Raw genomic sequence first — 17,764 nt, forward strand, 5'->3', positions numbered from 1 at the left:
GTCAAAACGCGGGCCACGGGATCGGCCTGCGTCGATCCGGTGACGGCATGACCGGGTTCTCCAGCAGACCAACGGTTCTGGCGTACAGCGCGTCGATCTCCCGGTTGGTGACGTGCGGGCGCAGCGTCTGATCCAGATTGCCGAGAAGCGCGTCGCGCAGGCACGCGATGTCGCGCAGGGCCTCGTCCTCGACGGGCTTGCCGGCCCAGCCCCACAGCACCGTGCGCAGTTTGTCCTCGGTGTGCATGCTCACGCCGTGGTCGACGCCGTAGACGCCGCCGTCGACGCCGGCCAGGATGTGCCCGCCCTTGCGGTCGGCGTTGTTGATGATGACGTCGAACACCGCCATCCGCCGCAGCCTCGAGTCGTCGGCGTGCACCAGGGTGACCTCGTCACCCGCGTAGTCGTAGGCCTGCAACACCGGCAGGAAACCGGGTGGCACCTCACCGGCGGGCAGCAGGTCGACCAGGTCGGGGCCGGCCTGGGAGTCGTCGGGCGCCTCGGACTCGTCCAGCACGTCCCCGGGTTGGTCGACCCACCGCTGCACCATCCCGCGGCCGGCGGGCCCGTCACGAACGACGGTGTGCGGCACCACGTTCCACCCGAGAGCGGCCGACACCAGGTACGCCGACACCTCGCGGCCGGCCAGCGTGCCGTCGGGAAAGTCCCACAGCGGGGCCTCTCCCGCGACCGGCTTGTAGACGCAATGCACGGTGCGTTCACCGAGAATCGCCTCGCACAGGAACGTGGCGTTGCTCGCCGAGCGGATGCGGCCGAGGACCGTCAGCGCACCGGAGCGAAGGACTTCGTCGTCGCCGGGGCGCTCAGAAGTCGGGGTCATCGTCGGATTCCGCCAGCATGCCTCGTCGATAACCGTTGGTACGCACGCAGATGTGTCCCGCCGGGTCCAGCGGTTCGTCACAGAGCGGGCACGGCGGCCGACCCGCGGAGATCACGCGATTGGAGCGGGCCGCGAACTCGCGGGCCGACTCCGGCGTCAGGAACACCCGCACCGCGTCGGGCCCGTCCTCGGCGTCGTCGAGCACCACCGACGCGTCGAATTCGGTCTCCGAGACGGCGAGCAACTCGACCACCACGGTCTCGGCCTCCGAATCCCAGCCCAGGCCCATCGTCCCGACGCGGAACTCGGCGTCGACGGGGGTGATCAGCGGGCTGAGGTCCTCGACCTCGGTGGTCTCGGGGGGCACCGGGGTACCGAAGCGGCGGTTGATCTCCAGCAGCAGAGCGGCGATCCGCTCGGCGAGCACCGCCACCTGTTGCTTCTCCAGGATCACCGACACGACGCGGTCGTCGTGCACGGCCTGAAGGTAGAACGTCCGGTCGCCAGGTTGCCCGACCGTCCCGGCCACGAAGCGGTCGGGTGAGCGGAAGACGTGAATCGAGCGGGTCATGGCACCTCCCAAAATACCGGTATAGCCACCCCATCCGTAATTCGAACGGCGACGTGGCGCGTGTGATCGGACGCGTCAGTCGGTGGAACCGCCCACCACCGCGTCCCCGGAGGGCTCCGGCTTCGCCAGCAGCGCGGAGGTCAAGGCGGGGCCGGTGTGGTTGACGTGGAGCACGAAGGGGCGCATCGCGGTGTACCGGATGACGCTCATCGACGCCGGGTCGGCGGTGATGCGCTGGAAGCTGTCCAGATGGCTGCCGACGGCGTCGGCGATGATCGACTTGATGACGTCACCGTGCGTACAGGCAATCCACAGGACGTCGCCTTCGTGCTGCTCGGCGAGGGTGCGGTCGTGGTGGCGGATCGCCGCGACCGCCCTGGCCTGAACCTGCGCCAGCCCCTCGCCGTCGGGGAACACCGCGGCGCTGGGCTGCTGCTGGACCACCGCCCACAGCGGCTCCTTGACGAGGTCGGCGATCTTGGAGCCGGTCCACGTGCCGTAGTCGACTTCGGAGAGACGGTCCTCGACGACGGGCTCCAGCCCGAGGGCCGCGGCCAGTGGCGCGACCGTTCGCTCACAGCGCAGAAGCGGCGACCTCACGATCGCCTTGATCGGAAGGTCGGCGACGCGGGCGACGAGCGCATCGGCTTGTTCGCGGCCCTTGTCGTCGAGGTCGACACCCTCGGAACGCCCCGCCAGGGTGTGGGCGGTGTTGGAGGTGGAGCGGCCGTGGCGAAGGAGGATGACGGTCATCGGACGGGCCTTGGGTGGGTGGGAGACATCGCCGGGCGGTGGGTGGGAGGCATCACTGCGCCGCCACGGTGCCGGTGCCCAGCAGGATCAGCAGCGTCACGCCGAGGATCACGCGATAGCCGACGAACCAGTACATGCCGTGGCGCACCAGGAATTTCAGGAACCAGGACACCGCCGCCAGACCCACCACGAAGGCGATGGCGACCGAGACCACCAGCTGCGGCCCGGAGGCACTCATGCCGCGGCCGTCGGGATGGAACGCGTCGGGCAGTGAGTACAGCCCCGAGGCCAGCACGGCGGGGATGGCCAGCAGGAAGCCGAAGCGGGCGGCGGCTTCGCGCTGCTGGCCCAGGAACAGCCCGGCGCTGATGGTGGCCCCCGACCGCGACACCCCGGGGATGAGGGCCAGGCACTGGGAGACGCCGATGACGATGCTGTCCTTCCAGGTGAACTGCTCGATGGGGCGGGTCTGTTTGCCGACGTACTCGGCGGCGGCGATGACGCCGGAGAACACGATCAGCGCCGTCGCGATGACCCACAGGTTGCGGACGTCGTCGCGGATGTAGTGCTTGAAGATGAGCCCGGCCGCGCCGATGGGGATGGTCCCGAGGATGACCCACCAGCCGAGCCAGTAGTCCGGCGTGCGGCGCGAGGAGTCGCGCAGACCGGCGAACCAGGCGACGACGATGCGGCCGATGTCCTTGGCGAAGTAGATCAGCACCGCGAGTTCGGTGCCGAGCTGGCTGACCGCGGTGAACGACGCGCCTGCGTCGTCGGCGAAGAACAGCTGCGAGACGATGGCGAGGTGCCCTGAGGACGACACCGGCAGGAACTCCGTCAGGCCCTGGACCACCGAGAGCACCACGACCTGCAGCCACGACATCTCCATCACGCCGAAGACCGTACCGCGGACGGAAGGTCAGCGAGCCGTGCGCGGCACCGGCTGAGCGTCGTTGACGGCGTCCCGGACGGCCGCGGCGAGACTGCGTTCGTCGCCGACGTCGACGTGCTCGAGGCTTCGGCTGGCCGCGGCCACCACGTCCTCCTCCTGCGGGACCGGGCCGCGCAGCCTGGGGCGGTACACCTCGACGGTCAGGTGTCGCCGGTCGACGTGAAAGGAGAAACTGCGGCCGTCCCCGACCCGGCCGAACCCGCTCGCGTACGGCCCGGTAGACACCACCTCGACGTCGAATCCGTTGCCGGACAAGTCGTCGACGGAGGTCATGGACATGTCGGAACCATACCGTCGGGGCGGTGTGACGGCGTGCCTAAACTGGCCCATCAGTCCCCAATCCCATCCCATTGGAGAGGCCTACCCCGTGCCAACGCCCCCGACACCGCGGCGTCGCCTAGTTCGCAGCGGCGTGCTGATCGTGGCGGTGGTCGCACTCGCGTCCTGCGGTTCGAAGACCGTGGACGGTCCTCCTCCGACCATCGACCCGGCCACCGCCGCCGTCTCGCCCGCCACCGCCGAGGTGCCTGCGGGTGCGGTGCGGCCGCTGGCCGGGCGCGGCGAGGCCGTGGTGTTCGACGCGGCGACGGCGTCGTCGGTGGTGCTGAGCACCGATGCGGCCGGGGGTTCGGAGCTGGTGACGTTCCCGGTCAACGGACCGTCGCGAACCGTCCCGCTGCCCGGCCCCGCGACCGCGGTCGCCGGTGACGGCCGCGGCACGGTGTACGCCGCGACCAAGGGCGGATACTTCGTGGTGAACCTTGCCGGCGGCCCGGTGGTCCGGCGCGCAGTCGACGGCGAAGGCGACACCGACTTCACCGCCGTCACCCGCCGGTCCGACGGCAAGATCGTCCTCGGCAGCGCGTCGGGTGCGGTGTTCACGTTGAGCTCCGACACCACCGTGGGAGCTCGGCTGCAGATCTTCGCCCGCGTGGATGCCCTTGTCGCGCAAGGCGATACGGTCGCCGTGCTGGACAGGGGCCAGACCTCGGTCACGACCGTCGACCCGTCGGGCACCAAACAACAGCACGCGCTGCGGGCCGGCGAGGGCGCCACCACCATGGTGGGCGACCCGGCGGGCCGCATCCTGGTCGCCGACACCCGCGGGGAGGCGCTGCTGGTGTTCGGCACCGACCCGCTGATGCTGCGTCAGCAATATCCGGTCAAGGGTGCGCCGTTTGGCCTGGCCGGGTCGTCGCGGCTGGCCTGGGTGTCGCAAACTGCGACCAACACCGTCGTTGGTTACGATCTGGCGACCGGAATACCCGTCGAGAAGGTGCGTTATCCAACCGTGCAGCAACCCAACGCCATGACATACGACGACCAGAGCGGGACACTCTTCGTCGTGTCCGGATCGGGGGCGGGTGTGCAGGTCATCCCGGGGGCCGGCCGATGAGCGCTTGCGCGAAGAGGAGACGGCCGCCGATGAGCGCTTGCGCGAAGAGGAGACGGCCGCCGATGAGCGCTTGCGCGAAGAGGAAACGGCCGCCGATGAGCGCTTGCGCGAAGAGGAGACGGCCGCCGATGAGCGCTTGCGCGAAGAGAAGGGCACTGGAGTGAGCTCGGCTCAGCGAGGCCGCATGCCGGCCGCGTGGGAGGCCGACCTCTCCGACGACTACGAGTGGGTGCCGTTGCGACTGCCCCCCGACGTCACGCGCGTGTCCGCGTCGCTCCGGTTGTCCATCGAAGCCGAGTACCGCGGCTGGGAGTTGACCAGGGTTCGGCTCTACACCGACGGCAGTCGTCGAGTGCTGTTGCGGCGCAGGAAGTCCGCGACGTGGGCAAGCGTCGACGGTCAGCCGGCGTCGTGATCTACCAGTCCCTGCGACGACTGCTCTTCCTCGTTCCGCCCGAACGAATCCACACCCTGGTGTTCGCCGTGCTGCGGCTGGTGACCGCCCCCGCGCCGCTGCGCCGGGTCTTGGCCGGGTGGCTGGCCCCGCGTGATCCCGTCCTGGCCAGCACGGTGTTCGGGGTCCGGTTTCCTGGACCGGTTGGGCTGGCGGCCGGCTTCGACAAGGACGGCACCGGTCTGGACACCTGGGGTGCACTGGGTTTCGGCTACGCCGAGGTGGGCACCGTGACCGCTCGAGCCCAGCCGGGCAATCCCGCACCGCGAATGTTCCGCTTGCCCGAGGACCGCGCCCTGCTCAACCGGATGGGTTTCAACAATCACGGCGCGGGTGCGCTGGCGCTGCGGTTGAGACGCCATGACGCGAGCGTGCCGATCGGTGCCAACATCGGCAAGACCAAGGCGACCCCCGCCGAGGAAGCCGTCGCTGACTACGCGGAGAGCGCGCGCCTGGTGGGCCCGCTGGCGTCGTTCCTGGTGGTCAACGTCAGCTCCCCCAACACCCCGGGCCTGCGGGACCTGCAGGCCGTGGAGACGCTGCGGCCCATCCTGGCCGCCGTCCGCGCCGAGACGTCGACCCCGGTGCTGGTCAAGATCGCCCCCGATCTGTCCGACTCCGACGTCGACGACATCGCCGATCTTGCAGTCGAATTGGGCCTGGCCGGCATCGTCGCCACCAACACCACCGTGTCCCGCGCCGGGCTCGCCACCGCGGGCGTCGACGCGCTGGGCGCAGGCGGCGTCTCGGGTCCGCCCGTCGCGCGTCGCTCGGTCGAGGTGCTGCACCGGCTGTACCGCCGCGTCGGCGATCGGCTGGTGCTGATCAGCGTGGGCGGCATCGAGACCGCCGACGACGCGTGGGAGCGCATCGTCGCGGGCGCGTCACTGCTGCAGGGCTACACCGGCTTCGTCTACGGCGGGGGCCTGTGGGCCAAGCACATTCACGACGGGTTGGCCCAGCGCCTGCACGCCGAGGGCTTCACGTCGCTGGCGGAAGCCGTGGGGTCGGCGGCCCGCTAGCCGAGCGCCGCGGCGAACGTGGAGAAGTCGTCGACGCGGACGCTCGTCATCGACGGTTTCTCCACGTTCGCGCAGCGTCAGTCCTCGGCGACCTCGTAGGTGCCCACGATGACCGCGCGGGCGATGGCGTGGCTGAACAGGTTGAACCCCAGGTAGGCCGGCGTCGCGCCCTCTGGGATGTCGAGCTTCTCCACGTCGACGGCGTGCACGGCGATGAAGTAGCGGTGCGGCCCGTGTCCCGGCGGCGGGGCGGCGCCGATGAAGCGCTTGAGGCCGGCGTCGTTGGCCAGGGTGAGCGCGTCACCAGGGAACTCGCTGCTGCTGCCGTCCCCGACGCCCTCCGGCAACTCGGTGACGGTGGCGGGCAGGTTGGCCACCGCCCAGTGCCAGAAGCCCGAGGCCGTCGGCGCGTCGGGGTCGTACATCGTCACCGCGAAGCTGCGCGTGGTCTCGGGGAACCCGGACCAGCTCAACTGCGGCGAGACGTCCGAGCCGCCGGCGCCCATGATGCCGCTGACCTGATCGTTGGACAGCGGCTGACCGTCGGTGACCGACCTCGAGGTCAGGGTGAAGCTCGGGAGGTCGGGCAGATCGTCGTACGGGGTGCTCATCAGTCCCTTTCGGTTGGTGGTCGGTCAGCAATGCAGCAGGAAGCGCTCGAGCACCTCGGTGCCGAACGTCAGCGACTCGACGGGTACCCGTTCGTCGACGCCGTGGAACAACGCCGCGAAGTCCAGTTCGGGCGGTAGCCGAAGCGGGATGAACCCAAAGCACCGAATGCCAAGTCGCGCAAAGTGTTTGGCGTCGGTCCCGCCGGAGAGCATGTAGGGCACGATGCGCGCCTCCGGGTCGACCGCCAGCAGCGCGGCGTTCATGGCGTCGACCAGCTCGCCGTCGAAGGTGGTCTCGTAGGCGGGCAGGTCGGTGATCCACTCGCGGGTGACGTTCGGCCCGATCAGTTCGTCGACCGCCGCCTCGAACTGCGCCGCGTGCCCGGGCAGGATGCGGCAGTCCACCACGGCCTGCGCCGACCCGGGGATGACGTTGGCCTTGTAGCCCGCGGTGAGCATCGTCGGGTTCGCCGAGTCGCGAAGCGTCGCGCCCACGATGCGACCGATCGGGCCCAGCTTGGCGACCACACCGTCCAGATCCGGTGAGTCCGCGTCGAAGGAATGCCCGGTCTCCTCGCCGACGGCGGTGAGGAACTGCGAGACGGTGTCGGTCAGCACCACGGGGAACTGGTGGCGGCCCAACCGGTCCACCGCGCCGGCGAGCGTCGTGACGGCGTTGTCGTCGTGGACGAACGAGCCGTGGCCGGCGCGGCCGCGGGCGGTGAGCCGCATCCAGCGCATGCCCTTCTCGGCCGTCTCGATCAGATACAGGCGCTTGTCGCCGCCGTCGCGGTGGGGCACCGTCAGCGAGAAGCCTCCGACCTCGCCGATTGCCTCGGTAACGCCCTCGAAGAGGTCGGGGCGATTCTCGACCAGCCAGCCACAGCCGTACCTTCCGCCGGCCTCCTCGTCGGCGACGAACGCGAACACCAGGTCCCGGGGCGGCACGGTGCCCGAGCGCTTCAGGTATCGCGCGACGGCGATCATCATCCCGATCATGTTCTTCATGTCGATGGCGCCGCGCCCCCACACGTAGCCGTCGGAGACGGCACCGGAGAACGGGTGCACGCTCCAGTCGGCGGCCTCGGCGGGCACCACGTCGAGGTGCCCGTGGATCAGAAGCGCGCCGCGGCTGCGGTCGGCTCCCGCCAGCCGGGTCACGACGTTCCCCCGACCCGGGGCGCCGGACTCGACGTATTCGCATTCGTAGCCGACCTCCTCGAGCTGCCGGGCCACCCAGCGGGCGCAATCGGCCTCGCCCTTGGTGGTCTCGAGCTCGCCGGTGTTGGACGTGTCGAACCGGATGAGCGAGCTCACGAGCTCGACGACCTCGTCGGAGGGCTTCGGAAAGTCAGTCACGGTCACCATTCGTACCACTGCCCGCCCCGGCCCGTTTTGGTCCGGGCCCCGCAATCCGTTAGCCTTAGGCGCTCTTGTCCGAGTGGCGGAATGGCAGACGCGCTAGCTTGAGGTGCTAGTGCCCTATTAATGGGCGTGGGGGTTCAAGTCCCCCCTCGGACACCACATCAGTTCAGGGTTCTGCTCACCCCGCGTGCGAAGTCCACCACGTCGTGCAGGGCCCGTTCGAACAGATCCGGCACGAACGCCCCCATCAACAGCTCACAGGCATGGCCGACGCCGTTGTAGGTGTGCCCGGTCGCGTCGACCCCGGCCCGCTGCAGGGCCCGCAGGAACGCCAGCCCCTCGTCGCGCAGCGGGTCGATCTCGTCGGTGGTGATCACGTGCGGCGGCAGCCCCCGCAGGTCGTCCTCGTCGGCGTAGTACGGCCACGCCAGGGGGTCGTGCGCGTGCTCGCCAGACGGGTCGTAGAGCCCCGCCATCAACGTCATGACCGACGGGCTCAGGATGTAGCCCTCGTTCTCGACCAGTGACGGCAGCGCCGGGTTCGGCACGTCGTACCCGCCGTAGACGAACGGCACCTGGGCGTACACCCCGTCGACGTGGTCCAGCCGTCCCTCGCGCTTGGCCTTCAACGCCGTGGCGATCGAGAGGTTGCCGCCGCCGGATTCGCCGGTGACGACGATCGACGTCAGCCCGAGACCCTCGCGCTGGGCGTGCATCCAATCCAGCGCGCTGGCGCAGTCGTTCAGCCCGGCGGGAAACGGGTGCGGGCCCAGCGCGCCGCCTGCGTTGCGGAACTCGACGCCGACGACGACGCACCCGCGGGCCGCCAGATGCTCGCGCCACAGGGTGGAACCCTTGTCGACCGCACTGAGGATCGCCATGCCCCCGCCGTGCAGGTGCAGCAGACCGGGCAGGGGCATGGCCACCCCGATCGGACGGTGGACGTACAGCGCGATGTCGTTGCCGTCGACGCCGGTGATGCTCAGGCGCCGGCACTCGACGCCCTGGGCGGGCGGAACGTCGGCGAGCAGGGCACCGAACAACCCGTCGAAGCCCTGCTCGGTCGCGGCGGCGACGGCAAGGCGTTCCTCCAGCGGCGACTGCCGGGTGACGGGCACCTCGACGGCCGTGGCGCCAAGGCCGAAGGGGGCGACGGCGGCGAGCATCCGGGGATCGGCTCGCGGATCGGTGCGCATTTCCATGGTCGGGTCGCCAAGGCGGCCTGGCAGTTTCACGTTCACGGTGGGTGCGGCCATGGTCGGAACCTACACCCCGACGGACCCCGCCACCGGTGCCTTGGCGGCGTTCAGTAGACGTCGCGCACGTACCGTTTGACGGCGACGAGCTCCCGCTTGTAGTCGTGCGCGGCCTCACTCGACAGCCCCCCGTGAGTCCGGATGACCTCGGTGAGCGTGTCATCGACGTCCTTGGCCATGCGGGTGGCGTCACCGCATACGTAGACGTGGGCACCGTCTTCCAGCCAACGCCACACGTCGGCCCCGTAGTCGCGAATCTTGTGCTGCACGTACACCCGTTGGGCTTGATCGCGGGAGAAGGCGAGGTCCAACCGGCTCAGCAACCCGTCGTCGACCATGTCCTCCACATCGTCTCGGTAGTAGAAGTTCTCGGCGCGGTGCTGGTCACCGAAGAACAACCAGTTGCGACCGGTGTGCCCCAGGGCGCGGCGCTCCTGAAGGAAACCGCGAAAGGGTGCGATGCCCGTCCCGGGGCCGATCATGATCATCGGCACCGAGCCGTCCTCTGGCGGCCGGAAGTGCGGCGACGGTTGCAGAAACACCGACGCCTGCGTCGCCCGGTCGGCGAGGAACGTCGAGCACACTCCCCCGCGCCGCCCGCCGTCACCGCTCAGGTAGCGGACCACCGACACGGTCAGCTGGATCTCGTGCGGACTGACCAACGGGCTGCTCGAGATCGAGTACGACCGCGGCGTCAGCCGGACCAGGGCGTCGCGCCACTGCTCCGGCTCGGCACGCACGCCGAACTCGGCCACCAGGTCGACGCCGTCGCGGCCGCGCAGCCACCGGTCCAAGTCCGAGCGGCTGCGGCGCAGGGTCCGCAGCGAGCCCGCCTCCTCGCTGCCGTCGACGACGAAGTCGAGCAGGTTGGGCGTCACGCGACAGATGTCGTAGTGGGTCGTCAACGCCTCGGCCAAGGCCATGTCCCGACCGTCGACCTCGATCAGGTCGTCGGCGGACAGACCGGTCGCGTCGAGCCATCGCCGCACGGCGGCCTCGTCGTTGACGGCAAACACGCCCAGCGCGTCGCCGACGGAGTACGTGACGTCGTGTGCGGAGACGTCGAAGCCGAACTGCCGCACCTCCTTTCCCGCTCCCGGCGGGGTCAGCAGCACGTTACGACTCAACGGCGCGTCGACCGGGCTGGCCCTGGTGAACGGCGCGACGGTTCGCGACGGCGCGGCGGCAGCGGGGGCCGCCCCGACCAGAGCCGACACCGTGTCCGCCCACTGCGCAAGGGGCTCCGCCTCGTAGGCCTCGCAGTCGGCTCGGGCGGCGAGCTGGGTGGCCCCCAGCTCGGCCAGCCGGGCGTCGACGGATTTGGCGTGCCCGCAGAAGTCGTCGTAGGAGCGGTCACCGATGCCCAGCACCGCGTAGCGCACCCCGTCCAGGGCAGGCGCGTCCTCGGCGCTCAGGCGGGCCCAGAAGTCGGCGCCGTTGTCCGGCGGCCCACCGTCGCCGAAGGTGCTGGTGACGACCAGGACGTCACCGGCGCGGGCCAGGTCGGAGAGCTGGCAGTCGTCCATGTTGACCACCCGCGCGGGTCCCAGCCGGTCGGCCACCTGGCCGGCGAGGTCCTCGGCGGTACCGGTCTGCGACGCCCACAGCACCAGCGGACGGGGTTCCGTCGAGGGCTGCTCGGCACCCTCGGCGATGCGGGGGTACGTGCCGGCGAGCAGACCGTCGACGTAGTGCCGCACCGCGGCGCCCACCGGCGCCTCGACCGGCAGCATCGGAACGCCGTCGACGTCGGCTGGCAACGCCTTGAAGAAGCCTGCGAGATAGTGCCTTTCGGCCTCGGCGAGCACCGGCACCGGGTGATCGTCGAGGCCGAATACCGCCCCGATCTCGTGGATCTGGCCGCCCACGAGTTGCGCGGGAACCGGTGGCGGTCCGGCCGGGCGCAACCGCACCGCGCATGCCTTGAACTCCGGCTGCAGCGAGACGGGGTCGACGGCGTCGGACGTGACGGCGTTGACCGCCAAGTATTCGCCGTGTTCGTCGTTCCAGTGAAACGGCGCGAAGCAGTTGCCGGGACGCACCCGGTCGGTGACCACCGCGGGCAGCACCGCGCGACCCCGCCGCGACGCCAGTTCGACGGGCTGACCGTCGACCACGTCGAGCGCCTCGGCGTCGGCCGGGTGGATCTCGACGAACGGACCGTCGTCGAGCTTGTTGAGCTTGGCCACCTTGCCGGTCTTGGTCATGGTGTGCCACTGGTGTTGCAGGCGGCCGGTGTTCAACACCATCGGGTAGTCGTCGTCGGGCATCTCGGCGGGCGGTAGGTGCGGCCGGGGGTGGAACACCGCCCGTCGCGACGGAGTCGGGAACGCAAGCCGCGGGCGGTGGCCGTCGGCGTCCACGAACGGGTCCTGGCTCACGCCGTCGTTGAGGTAGCGGATCGGGTGGCGGTCGGCGTCGCCGCCCGGCTCGTTCTGCGGCGGCGCGGGCCATTGCACCGGACCCTGCCTCAGCCGGTCGTAACCGACCCCTCTGAGGTCGTAACCCGTACGGGTGTTTGAGAATTCGCCGATCTCGGCGAAGACCTCCTCGCTGGAGGCGTAGGCGAAGTGGTCACCGAACCCGAGGTGCTCGGCGACCTGGCAGATCAACTGCCAGTCCGGCCGGGCGTCGCCGTGGGCAGGGATGGACTGCGGCAGCAGCGTCATGGTGCGGTCTGAGTTGACCGTCACCGCGTCGGCTTCGGCCCACAGCGTGGCCGGTAGGACGACGTCGGCGTAGTGGTTGGTCGCGGTGGTGCGGTAGGCGTCCTGAGTGACGACGAGCTCCGCCGCTTCCAGACCGGAGATCACGGTGCGGCGATTCGCCACGCTGGCAACGGGATTGGTGCAGATGATCCAGCACGCCTTGATGGCGCCGTCCGCCATCCGTTGGAACATGTCGATCGTGCCGGGGCCGACGTCGGTGCGGATGGCACCCGGCTGCAGACCCCACACCCCTTCGACGAAGGCACGGTCGTCGGCGGAGGTGACCACCCGCTGCCCCGGTAGACCAGGGCCCATGTAGCCCATTTCACGGCCACCCATGGCGTTCGGTTGACCGGTCAACGACAGGGGGCCGCTGCCCGGGCGGCAGATCGTGCCCGTGGCCAGATGCAGGTTGCAGATGGCGTTGGTGTTCCACGTGCCGTGGGTGCTCTGGTTCAAACCCATGGTCCAGCAGGTCATCCAGTCGCCGGCCTCGGCGATCATCTCGGCCGCCAGCCGGATGTCGGCCTCGCTCAAGCCGGTGATGCGGGCGACGGCGTCGGGCTCGTAGTCGGCGAGGAAGTCCGGCATCGCGTCCCAGCCTTCGGTGTGCTCGGCGATGAACTCGGCGTCGACGGCCCCGGAGGAGACCAGCAGGTGCAGGATGCCGTTGAGCAGAGCCAGGTCGGTGCCGGGCGTGATTTGCAGATAGAGATCGGCCTTGTCCGCGGTGGTGGTGCGGCGCGGGTCGACCACGATGAGCTTCGCGCCGGCCTTGAGGCGTTCGGCCATCCGCAGGTACAGGATGGGATGACAGTCGGCCATGTTCGAACCGATGACGAAGAACAGGTCGGTGGCGTCGAAGTCGGCATACGATCCGGGCGGCCCGTCCGCACCGAGGGACTGCTTGTAACCCGTTCCGGCACTTGCCATGCAGAGCCGCGAGTTCGACTCGATGTGCACGGTCCGCAGGAAGCCCTTGGCCAGCTTGGTGGACAAGTACTGCGCCTCGATCGACATCTGGCCGGAGACGTAGAGCGCCACCGCGTCGGGTCCGTGCTCGTCGACGATGGCGCGCAGCCGCCGCCCGGCCTCGGCGACCGCCTCGTCGACCGACGTCGACACGGGCTGCTCCCCGCGTGACGGTCGCACCAGCGCCGAGCTCAGCCGGTCGCCGTCGGCGGCCATCATCTCGGCATGCGTCGCGCCCTTCGTGCAGAGCCGACCGGCGTTGGTGGGGTGCAGCTTGTCGCCCGTCACCCTGGCGATCACCGGACGTCCGGTCGCGGGGTCGGTGTCGGTGTGAACCTCGATGCCACAGCCGACACCGCAATAGGAGCACGCGGTTCTGGTCGTGACGGTCACGTCGGTCAGCCCGCGGTGACCGGTTCAGCCGGGCTGCCGACGTTCTCGCCGGCCCGGGCCCGGGTGGACATCCGCAGAAAGACGAGCCACGTCGTGACGGCGCAGACGACGTAGAAGCCCAGGAAGACCCAGAACGCGTTGGTCGCGGACTTGGCGTCGCCGACGTAGGACGCCCGGAGCACGATGTTGATGAACACCCCACCCAATGCGCCGACGGCGCCGGCGAATCCGATCAGCGCACCGGACATGCTGCGCGACCACGACGCCTTCTCCTCGCGGCTCCACTCGTCGCGGCCCTGCGCCTTTGCCTCGAAGATGGACGGGATCATCTTGTAGGTCGAGCCGTTTCCGATGCCGGACAGGATGAACAGCAGGATGAAGCCGACCACGTAGGCGGCCAGTTGCCCGCCGCTGGGGGCACCCTTCTGGGCGTCGTCGAGCACGCCGGTGGTGACCAGGATGCCCGCCGCGAAGATCATCGCGACGAACACGTACAGCGTCACCTTGCCGCCGCCGACACGGTCGGCGAGCTTGCCGCCGAACGGCCGGGAGACCGACCCCAGCAGGGGCCCGATGAAGGCGATCTGGGCGGCGTGCAGCGACGCCTGCGCGGCGGTGTCGCCGCCTGCGAGGTAGTTGATCTGCATGACCTGGCCGAAGGCGAAGCTGAAGCCGATGAAGGAGCCGAACGTGCCGATGTAGAGGAAGCTCATGACCCAGGAGTCGCGGTAGCGCAGCGCCTCGAGCATCGCCCCGAGGTTGGAGCGCTGGTTGCGCAGGTTGTCCATGAAGAAGGCGGCACCGAGGGCTGCCACCGCGATGGCGACGAGGTAGATGGCACAGACGATCTCGGGTGCAGTGTTGCTGATGACGGCGATCACGAACAGCCCGATGAGCTGGATGACCGGGACGCCGATGTTGCCTCCGCCCGCGTTGAGTCCGAGCGCGAAGCCCTTGAGCCGCTGGGGATAGAACGCGTTGATGTTGGTCATCGACGAGGCGAAGTTGCCGCCACCGAAACCCGCGAACGCCGCCACGATCATGAAGGTGGTGTACGAGGTGCCGGGCTGGGTCATCACGTACAGCGTCATCAGGGTCGGAATGAGGAGCAGCAGCGCGCTGACGACGGTCCAGTTGCGGCCGCCGAAGCGGGCCGGGGCGACGGTGTACGGGATGCGCATGAAGGCGCCGACGAGGGTCGGCATCGCCACCAGGTAGAACTTGCCTGCAGCGTCGATGTGGTACACGCCCTGGGGCATGAACAGCACCATCACCGACCAGATCGACCAGATGGAGAAGCCCACATGCTCGGCGACGATGGACCAGATCAGATTGCGCTTCGCTATGTCCTTTCCTCCGGCGTCCCAGGCCGCGACGTCCTCGGCATCCCAGTGCTCGATGTCACGGCTGCGCCGCGGCTGCTCGGTGGTGCTCTCGCTGGTCGGCGACATCTGTGATTCTCCTCCGATGGTGGTGAATCAGGTTTACTGCCAGGCCGTTCCGCATCCGTTGCCCGGCGGTGTCGGCAGTGTCAACACCGCCTCACAGTGGATCGGGCGCACGGGTGAGGCGATGTTGTTCGCAGGGGACTCCCGACGGAAACAACGCCGAAACAAACCCCTCTTAACTTCGGCCAGATGAGCGATGGCAGCACACCGGTATTCCTGCAGGGCCCGTTCGCGTTCGACGGCAACGGCCTGGACAAGCCGGTGTTGATCGACGAGTCGCTACGCTACGTGGTCCCCGCCGGTGCGACGACACAGCCGGTGTACTTCCGCGGCGGCAACTCCACCGACGACATGATCTCCGTCGTGCTGTTTCGGGACGGAAATCCGATGCGCTTTTTCCCCATTGCCGCCAAGGGGGCCACTCACGTCGCGCTGCGGGTGGTCGAGGACTTGCTCGCCGACTCCGTGCTCGAACTCCACGTCGCCGCGCCGGCCGGGTGCAGCGGTACCGTCGTCGTCGACCTCGGCATGGTGCAGGTCCGGTGACCGACACCCGCCGCAAACTGGTCGTCGTCGGCAACGGAATGGCCGGTGTCCGCGCGGTCGAGGAAATCCTGGCGCGCGGGGGGTCGGACCTGTTCGACGTCACCGTCTTCGGGGACGAGCCCTATGGCAACTACAACCGGATATTGCTGTCCAACGTGCTCGCCGGCAGCGACGACCCCAGCGAGATCTACCTCAACGAGGTCGACTGGTATGCCGAGAACGGGATCTCGCTTCGGGCGGGAGTCAGAGTGGTCCGCGTCGACCCGTACGCGCGCCTCGTGTACTCCGACGACGGCGCGGCCACCCGCTACGACAAGCTGATCCTGGCGACCGGCAGCCGGTCCTTCTTCCCGCCCATGACCGGATTGTGGGCCGACGACAAGAACCTGGTCGACGGCGTCTTCGGCTTCCGCACCCTCGACGACTGCGTCGGAATGATCTCCGAGGCCGCCCACCGCACGAAGGCCGTGGTGATCGGCGGCGGTCTGCTGGGCCTCGAGGCAGCCCGCGGCCTGCAGAACCGCGGACTCGAGGTCGACGTCGTGCACGCCGGACCCACCCTGATGAACGCCCAACTCGACGATCCCGCTGGAGCGATACTGCGAAAGTCGGTGGAGGGCATCGGCATCACGGTGCACGTCGACAAGCGCACCACCGAGGTGACCACGTCCGACGACGGTCGGCTCACCGGCATCGTGTTCGCCGACGGCACCACGGTCGCGTGCGACATGCTGGTCATCGCGACCGGCATCCGACCGAACGTGGGACTTGCGCAACGCGCCGGCCTGACCGTCGAGCGCGCGATCGTGGTCGACGACCACATGCGGTCCGTGGACGACGACGACGTGTACGTCGTCGGCGAGTGCGCGCAGCACCGCGGTCAGGTGTACGGATTGGTGGCGCCGCTGTGGGAGCAGGCCGCGGTGCTTGCCGACCATCTGACGGGCACGAATTCCTCGGCGGCGTATCACGGTTCGCGCACGGCGACGAAGCTGAAGGTGGCGGGCGTCGACGTCGCGTCGATGGGGCTGAAGGGCCCGGAACTCCCCGACGACGAATTCGTGCAGTTCTCCGAACCGCGGCACGGGGTGTACAAGACGATCGTGATCCGCGACGGCAAGCTGGTCGGCGCGACCCTGGTCGGCGACGTCAGCAAGGTCTCGTTCCTGACGCAGGCCTTCGACAGCGGTCTGGCGCTTCCCGACGAACGCGTGTCGATGCTGTTCGACATCGGCACGCCCGACGTGGCGGTGGGGGTCGCCGAACTGGCCGACGACGCACAGGTGTGCAACTGCAACGGCGTCTCCAAGGGCGCCCTGGTGGCCTGTGTGCGCGGCGGCGAGAGCTCCGTCGGCGGGGTGATGAAGGCGACCAAGGCCGGCAAGGGCTGCGGTTCGTGCAAGCAACTAGTGGCGCAGGTCGTGGAATGGGCCGCCGGTGGTGCGGTCACCGAGGACCCGTCGGCCAACTGGTACGTTCCGGCCGTTCCGTACGACAAGCCGACGCTGATGGGCTTGATCCGCGACCTCCAATTGCATTCGGTCTCATCGGTATTCGCGGCACTGACACCCGACGGACGACCCGACGCCGGCTCGAAGATGGCGTTGGCATCCCTGCTGGAGATGATGTGGGCCGACGAGTTCGTCGACGAGCGCGACGCCCGCTTCGTCAACGACCGGGTGCACGCCAACATCCAGCGGGACGGCACGTTCTCGGTGGTCCCCCAGATGAAGGGCGGCGTGACCAATCCGCACCAGCTGCGCAGGATTGCCGACGTCGCCGACAAGTACGACGTCCCGATGATCAAGCTGACCGGGGGCCAGCGCATCGACCTGTTGGGCATCAAGAAGGAGGACCTGCCCGGGGTGTGGGCCGATCTGGACATGCCATCGGGTTACGCCTACGGCAAGAGCTTTCGCACGGTGAAGACGTGCGTCGGCAGCGACTACTGCCGCTTCGGCGTCGGCGACTCGACCGCACTCGGCATCGCCATCGAAGAACGCTTCCAGGGCCTGGCCAGCCCGGCGAAGATGAAGCTCGCCGTCACCGGGTGCCCACGCAACTGCGCAGAGGCCCTGTGCAAGGACCTCGGTGTCGTCGCCGTCGAGGGTGGCCGTTGGGAGATGTACGTCGGCGGCGCAGCGGGCGCCCACATCCGCAAGGGCGATCTGCTGGCCACCGTCGACACCGCCGACGAGGTCATGACGCTGACCGGCCGCTTCCTGCAGTACTACCGGGAGAACGCCAACTGGCTGGAGCGGACCTACTCGTGGGTGCCCCGCCTCGGGATCGAGCACATCCGCGCCGTGGTGGTAGACGACGCCGAGGGGCTGGCGGCGCAACTGGATGCCAAAATGGCGAAATCCGTTGCCGCCTATCGTGATCCGTGGCTCGACGGCCGCGAGCCGGCGAGTGAGGGACAGTTCCGGTCGTCGCTGCCGTTGTTGCCGCTCCCCCAGGTTCCGGTCCGATGAGC

General features: G+C 69.1%; 15 protein-coding genes and 1 tRNA gene. 6 read left to right on the forward strand and 10 right to left on the reverse strand.

Features of this window, described 5'->3' with window-relative positions; all coding sequences use genetic code 11:
* Position 1: 1 nt before the first annotated feature.
* The 5 genes from H7K45_RS24150 to H7K45_RS24170 all read right to left on the reverse strand — a co-directional run bounded on the left by H7K45_RS24150 (position 2) and on the right by H7K45_RS24170 (position 3,390).
* Complete coding sequence (locus H7K45_RS24150; RefSeq protein WP_263998588.1) at positions 2 to 841, reverse strand: SCO1664 family protein; 840 nt, start codon at positions 839 to 841, stop codon at positions 2 to 4.
* Positions 825 to 1,412: a DUF3090 domain-containing protein gene (locus H7K45_RS24155; protein ID WP_263998590.1), complete on the reverse strand. Its 588-nt coding sequence runs from the start codon at positions 1,410 to 1,412 to the stop codon at positions 825 to 827. Before H7K45_RS24155 ends, H7K45_RS24150 begins: the two co-directional genes overlap by 17 nt.
* Before the next feature lie 75 nt (positions 1,413 to 1,487).
* Positions 1,488 to 2,165 (reverse strand): histidine phosphatase family protein, encoded by a 678-nt coding sequence (locus H7K45_RS24160; RefSeq protein ID WP_263998592.1) that lies wholly within the window; start codon positions 2,163 to 2,165, stop codon positions 1,488 to 1,490.
* A 52-nt stretch (positions 2,166 to 2,217) separates the two neighbouring features.
* On the reverse strand, positions 2,218 to 3,048 hold the full coding sequence (locus H7K45_RS24165) for an undecaprenyl-diphosphate phosphatase (RefSeq protein ID WP_263999290.1): 831 nt from the start codon (positions 3,046 to 3,048) through the stop codon (positions 2,218 to 2,220).
* A 36-nt stretch (positions 3,049 to 3,084) separates the two neighbouring features.
* Positions 3,085 to 3,390, reverse strand: a complete 306-nt coding sequence (locus tag H7K45_RS24170) for a hypothetical protein (RefSeq protein WP_372512660.1) — start codon at positions 3,388 to 3,390, stop codon at positions 3,085 to 3,087.
* Positions 3,391 to 3,484: 94 nt separating this feature from the next.
* Between H7K45_RS24170 and H7K45_RS24175 the strand changes: the two genes are divergently transcribed.
* The 3 genes from H7K45_RS24175 (at position 3,485) to H7K45_RS24185 (ending at position 5,989) form a co-directional block, all read left to right on the forward strand.
* Positions 3,485 to 4,513, forward strand: coding sequence for a YncE family protein (locus tag H7K45_RS24175; protein ID WP_263998595.1), 1,029 nt, complete (start codon positions 3,485 to 3,487; stop codon positions 4,511 to 4,513).
* Between the two features lie 184 nt (positions 4,514 to 4,697).
* The gene (locus H7K45_RS24180; protein ID WP_276070540.1) at positions 4,698 to 4,928 is read left to right on the forward strand and encodes a DUF5703 family protein; all 231 of its coding nucleotides are present in this window, start codon (positions 4,698 to 4,700) and stop codon (positions 4,926 to 4,928) included.
* Positions 4,928 to 5,989 carry a quinone-dependent dihydroorotate dehydrogenase gene (locus H7K45_RS24185; RefSeq protein ID WP_263999292.1) on the forward strand — a complete coding sequence of 354 codons (1,062 nt, stop codon included), beginning with the start codon at positions 4,928 to 4,930 and terminating at the stop codon, positions 5,987 to 5,989. The genes H7K45_RS24180 and H7K45_RS24185 overlap by 1 nt, the downstream gene beginning before the upstream one ends.
* A 77-nt stretch (positions 5,990 to 6,066) precedes the next feature.
* On the opposite strand, the gene H7K45_RS24190 is transcribed toward H7K45_RS24185, so the two are convergent.
* Complete coding sequence (locus H7K45_RS24190) at positions 6,067 to 6,600, reverse strand: YbhB/YbcL family Raf kinase inhibitor-like protein (protein WP_263998596.1); 534 nt, start codon at positions 6,598 to 6,600, stop codon at positions 6,067 to 6,069.
* Between the two features lie 24 nt (positions 6,601 to 6,624).
* Positions 6,625 to 7,968: a M20/M25/M40 family metallo-hydrolase gene (locus tag H7K45_RS24195; RefSeq protein WP_263998598.1), complete on the reverse strand. Its 1,344-nt coding sequence runs from the start codon at positions 7,966 to 7,968 to the stop codon at positions 6,625 to 6,627.
* Positions 7,969 to 8,035: 67 nt separating this feature from the next.
* On the opposite strand from H7K45_RS24195, the gene H7K45_RS24200 reads away from it, so the two are divergent.
* Positions 8,036 to 8,124: transfer RNA gene (locus tag H7K45_RS24200), tRNA-Leu, on the forward strand.
* A 2-nt stretch (positions 8,125 to 8,126) separates the two neighbouring features.
* Here the strand turns inward: H7K45_RS24200 and H7K45_RS24205 are convergent.
* Genes H7K45_RS24205 through H7K45_RS24215 form a run of 3 tightly spaced genes read right to left on the reverse strand, consistent with a single transcriptional unit; the run spans position 8,127 to position 14,745 of the window.
* Positions 8,127 to 9,221: an alpha/beta hydrolase fold domain-containing protein gene (locus tag H7K45_RS24205; protein ID WP_263998599.1), complete on the reverse strand. Its 1,095-nt coding sequence runs from the start codon at positions 9,219 to 9,221 to the stop codon at positions 8,127 to 8,129.
* A 50-nt stretch (positions 9,222 to 9,271) separates the two neighbouring features.
* Entirely contained in the window at positions 9,272 to 13,294 is a 4,023-nt protein-coding gene (locus tag H7K45_RS24210) for a bifunctional nitrate reductase/sulfite reductase flavoprotein subunit alpha (RefSeq protein WP_263998600.1), read from the reverse strand.
* Positions 13,295 to 13,299: 5 nt separating this feature from the next.
* On the reverse strand, positions 13,300 to 14,745 hold the full coding sequence (locus H7K45_RS24215) for a nitrate/nitrite transporter (protein WP_263998601.1): 1,446 nt from the start codon (positions 14,743 to 14,745) through the stop codon (positions 13,300 to 13,302).
* A gap of 186 nt (positions 14,746 to 14,931) precedes the next feature.
* On the opposite strand from H7K45_RS24215, the gene H7K45_RS24220 reads away from it, so the two are divergent.
* Both H7K45_RS24220 and nirB read left to right on the forward strand, forming a co-directional pair.
* Positions 14,932 to 15,288 (forward strand): molybdopterin oxidoreductase, encoded by a 357-nt coding sequence (locus H7K45_RS24220; protein ID WP_263998603.1) that lies wholly within the window; start codon positions 14,932 to 14,934, stop codon positions 15,286 to 15,288.
* A complete protein-coding gene (gene nirB / locus H7K45_RS24225) occupies positions 15,285 to 17,762 on the forward strand; it encodes a nitrite reductase large subunit NirB (RefSeq protein ID WP_263998604.1) in 2,478 nt (825 codons plus the stop codon). Before H7K45_RS24220 ends, nirB begins: the two co-directional genes overlap by 4 nt.
* Positions 17,763 to 17,764: the final 2 nt, after the last annotated feature.

Source organism: Mycobacterium yunnanensis, assembly GCF_025823185.1.
Classification (GTDB): domain Bacteria; phylum Actinomycetota; class Actinomycetes; order Mycobacteriales; family Mycobacteriaceae; genus Mycobacterium; species Mycobacterium yunnanensis.

Excerpts from the sequence above, each read along its gene's own strand:
- H7K45_RS24170 (WP_372512660.1), bottom strand. The coding sequence starts at position 3,390 with ATGACCTCCGTCGACGACTTGTCCGGCAACGGATTCGACGTCGAGGTG.
- H7K45_RS24160 (WP_263998592.1), bottom strand. The coding sequence starts at position 2,165 with ATGACCGTCATCCTCCTTCGCCACGGCCGCTCCACCTCCAACACCGCC.
- H7K45_RS24165 (WP_263999290.1), bottom strand. The coding sequence starts at position 3,048 with ATGTCGTGGCTGCAGGTCGTGGTGCTCTCGGTGGTCCAGGGCCTGACG.
- H7K45_RS24180 (WP_276070540.1), top strand. The coding sequence starts at position 4,698 with ATGCCGGCCGCGTGGGAGGCCGACCTCTCCGACGACTACGAGTGGGTG.
- H7K45_RS24190 (WP_263998596.1), bottom strand. The coding sequence starts at position 6,600 with ATGAGCACCCCGTACGACGATCTGCCCGACCTCCCGAGCTTCACCCTG.
- H7K45_RS24150 (WP_263998588.1), bottom strand. The coding sequence starts at position 841 with ATGACCCCGACTTCTGAGCGCCCCGGCGACGACGAAGTCCTTCGCTCC.
- H7K45_RS24195 (WP_263998598.1), bottom strand. The coding sequence starts at position 7,968 with ATGGTGACCGTGACTGACTTTCCGAAGCCCTCCGACGAGGTCGTCGAG.
- H7K45_RS24215 (WP_263998601.1), bottom strand. The coding sequence starts at position 14,745 with ATGTCGCCGACCAGCGAGAGCACCACCGAGCAGCCGCGGCGCAGCCGT.
- H7K45_RS24155 (WP_263998590.1), bottom strand. The coding sequence starts at position 1,412 with ATGACCCGCTCGATTCACGTCTTCCGCTCACCCGACCGCTTCGTGGCC.
- H7K45_RS24220 (WP_263998603.1), top strand. The coding sequence starts at position 14,932 with ATGAGCGATGGCAGCACACCGGTATTCCTGCAGGGCCCGTTCGCGTTC.
- H7K45_RS24205 (WP_263998599.1), bottom strand. The coding sequence starts at position 9,221 with ATGGCCGCACCCACCGTGAACGTGAAACTGCCAGGCCGCCTTGGCGAC.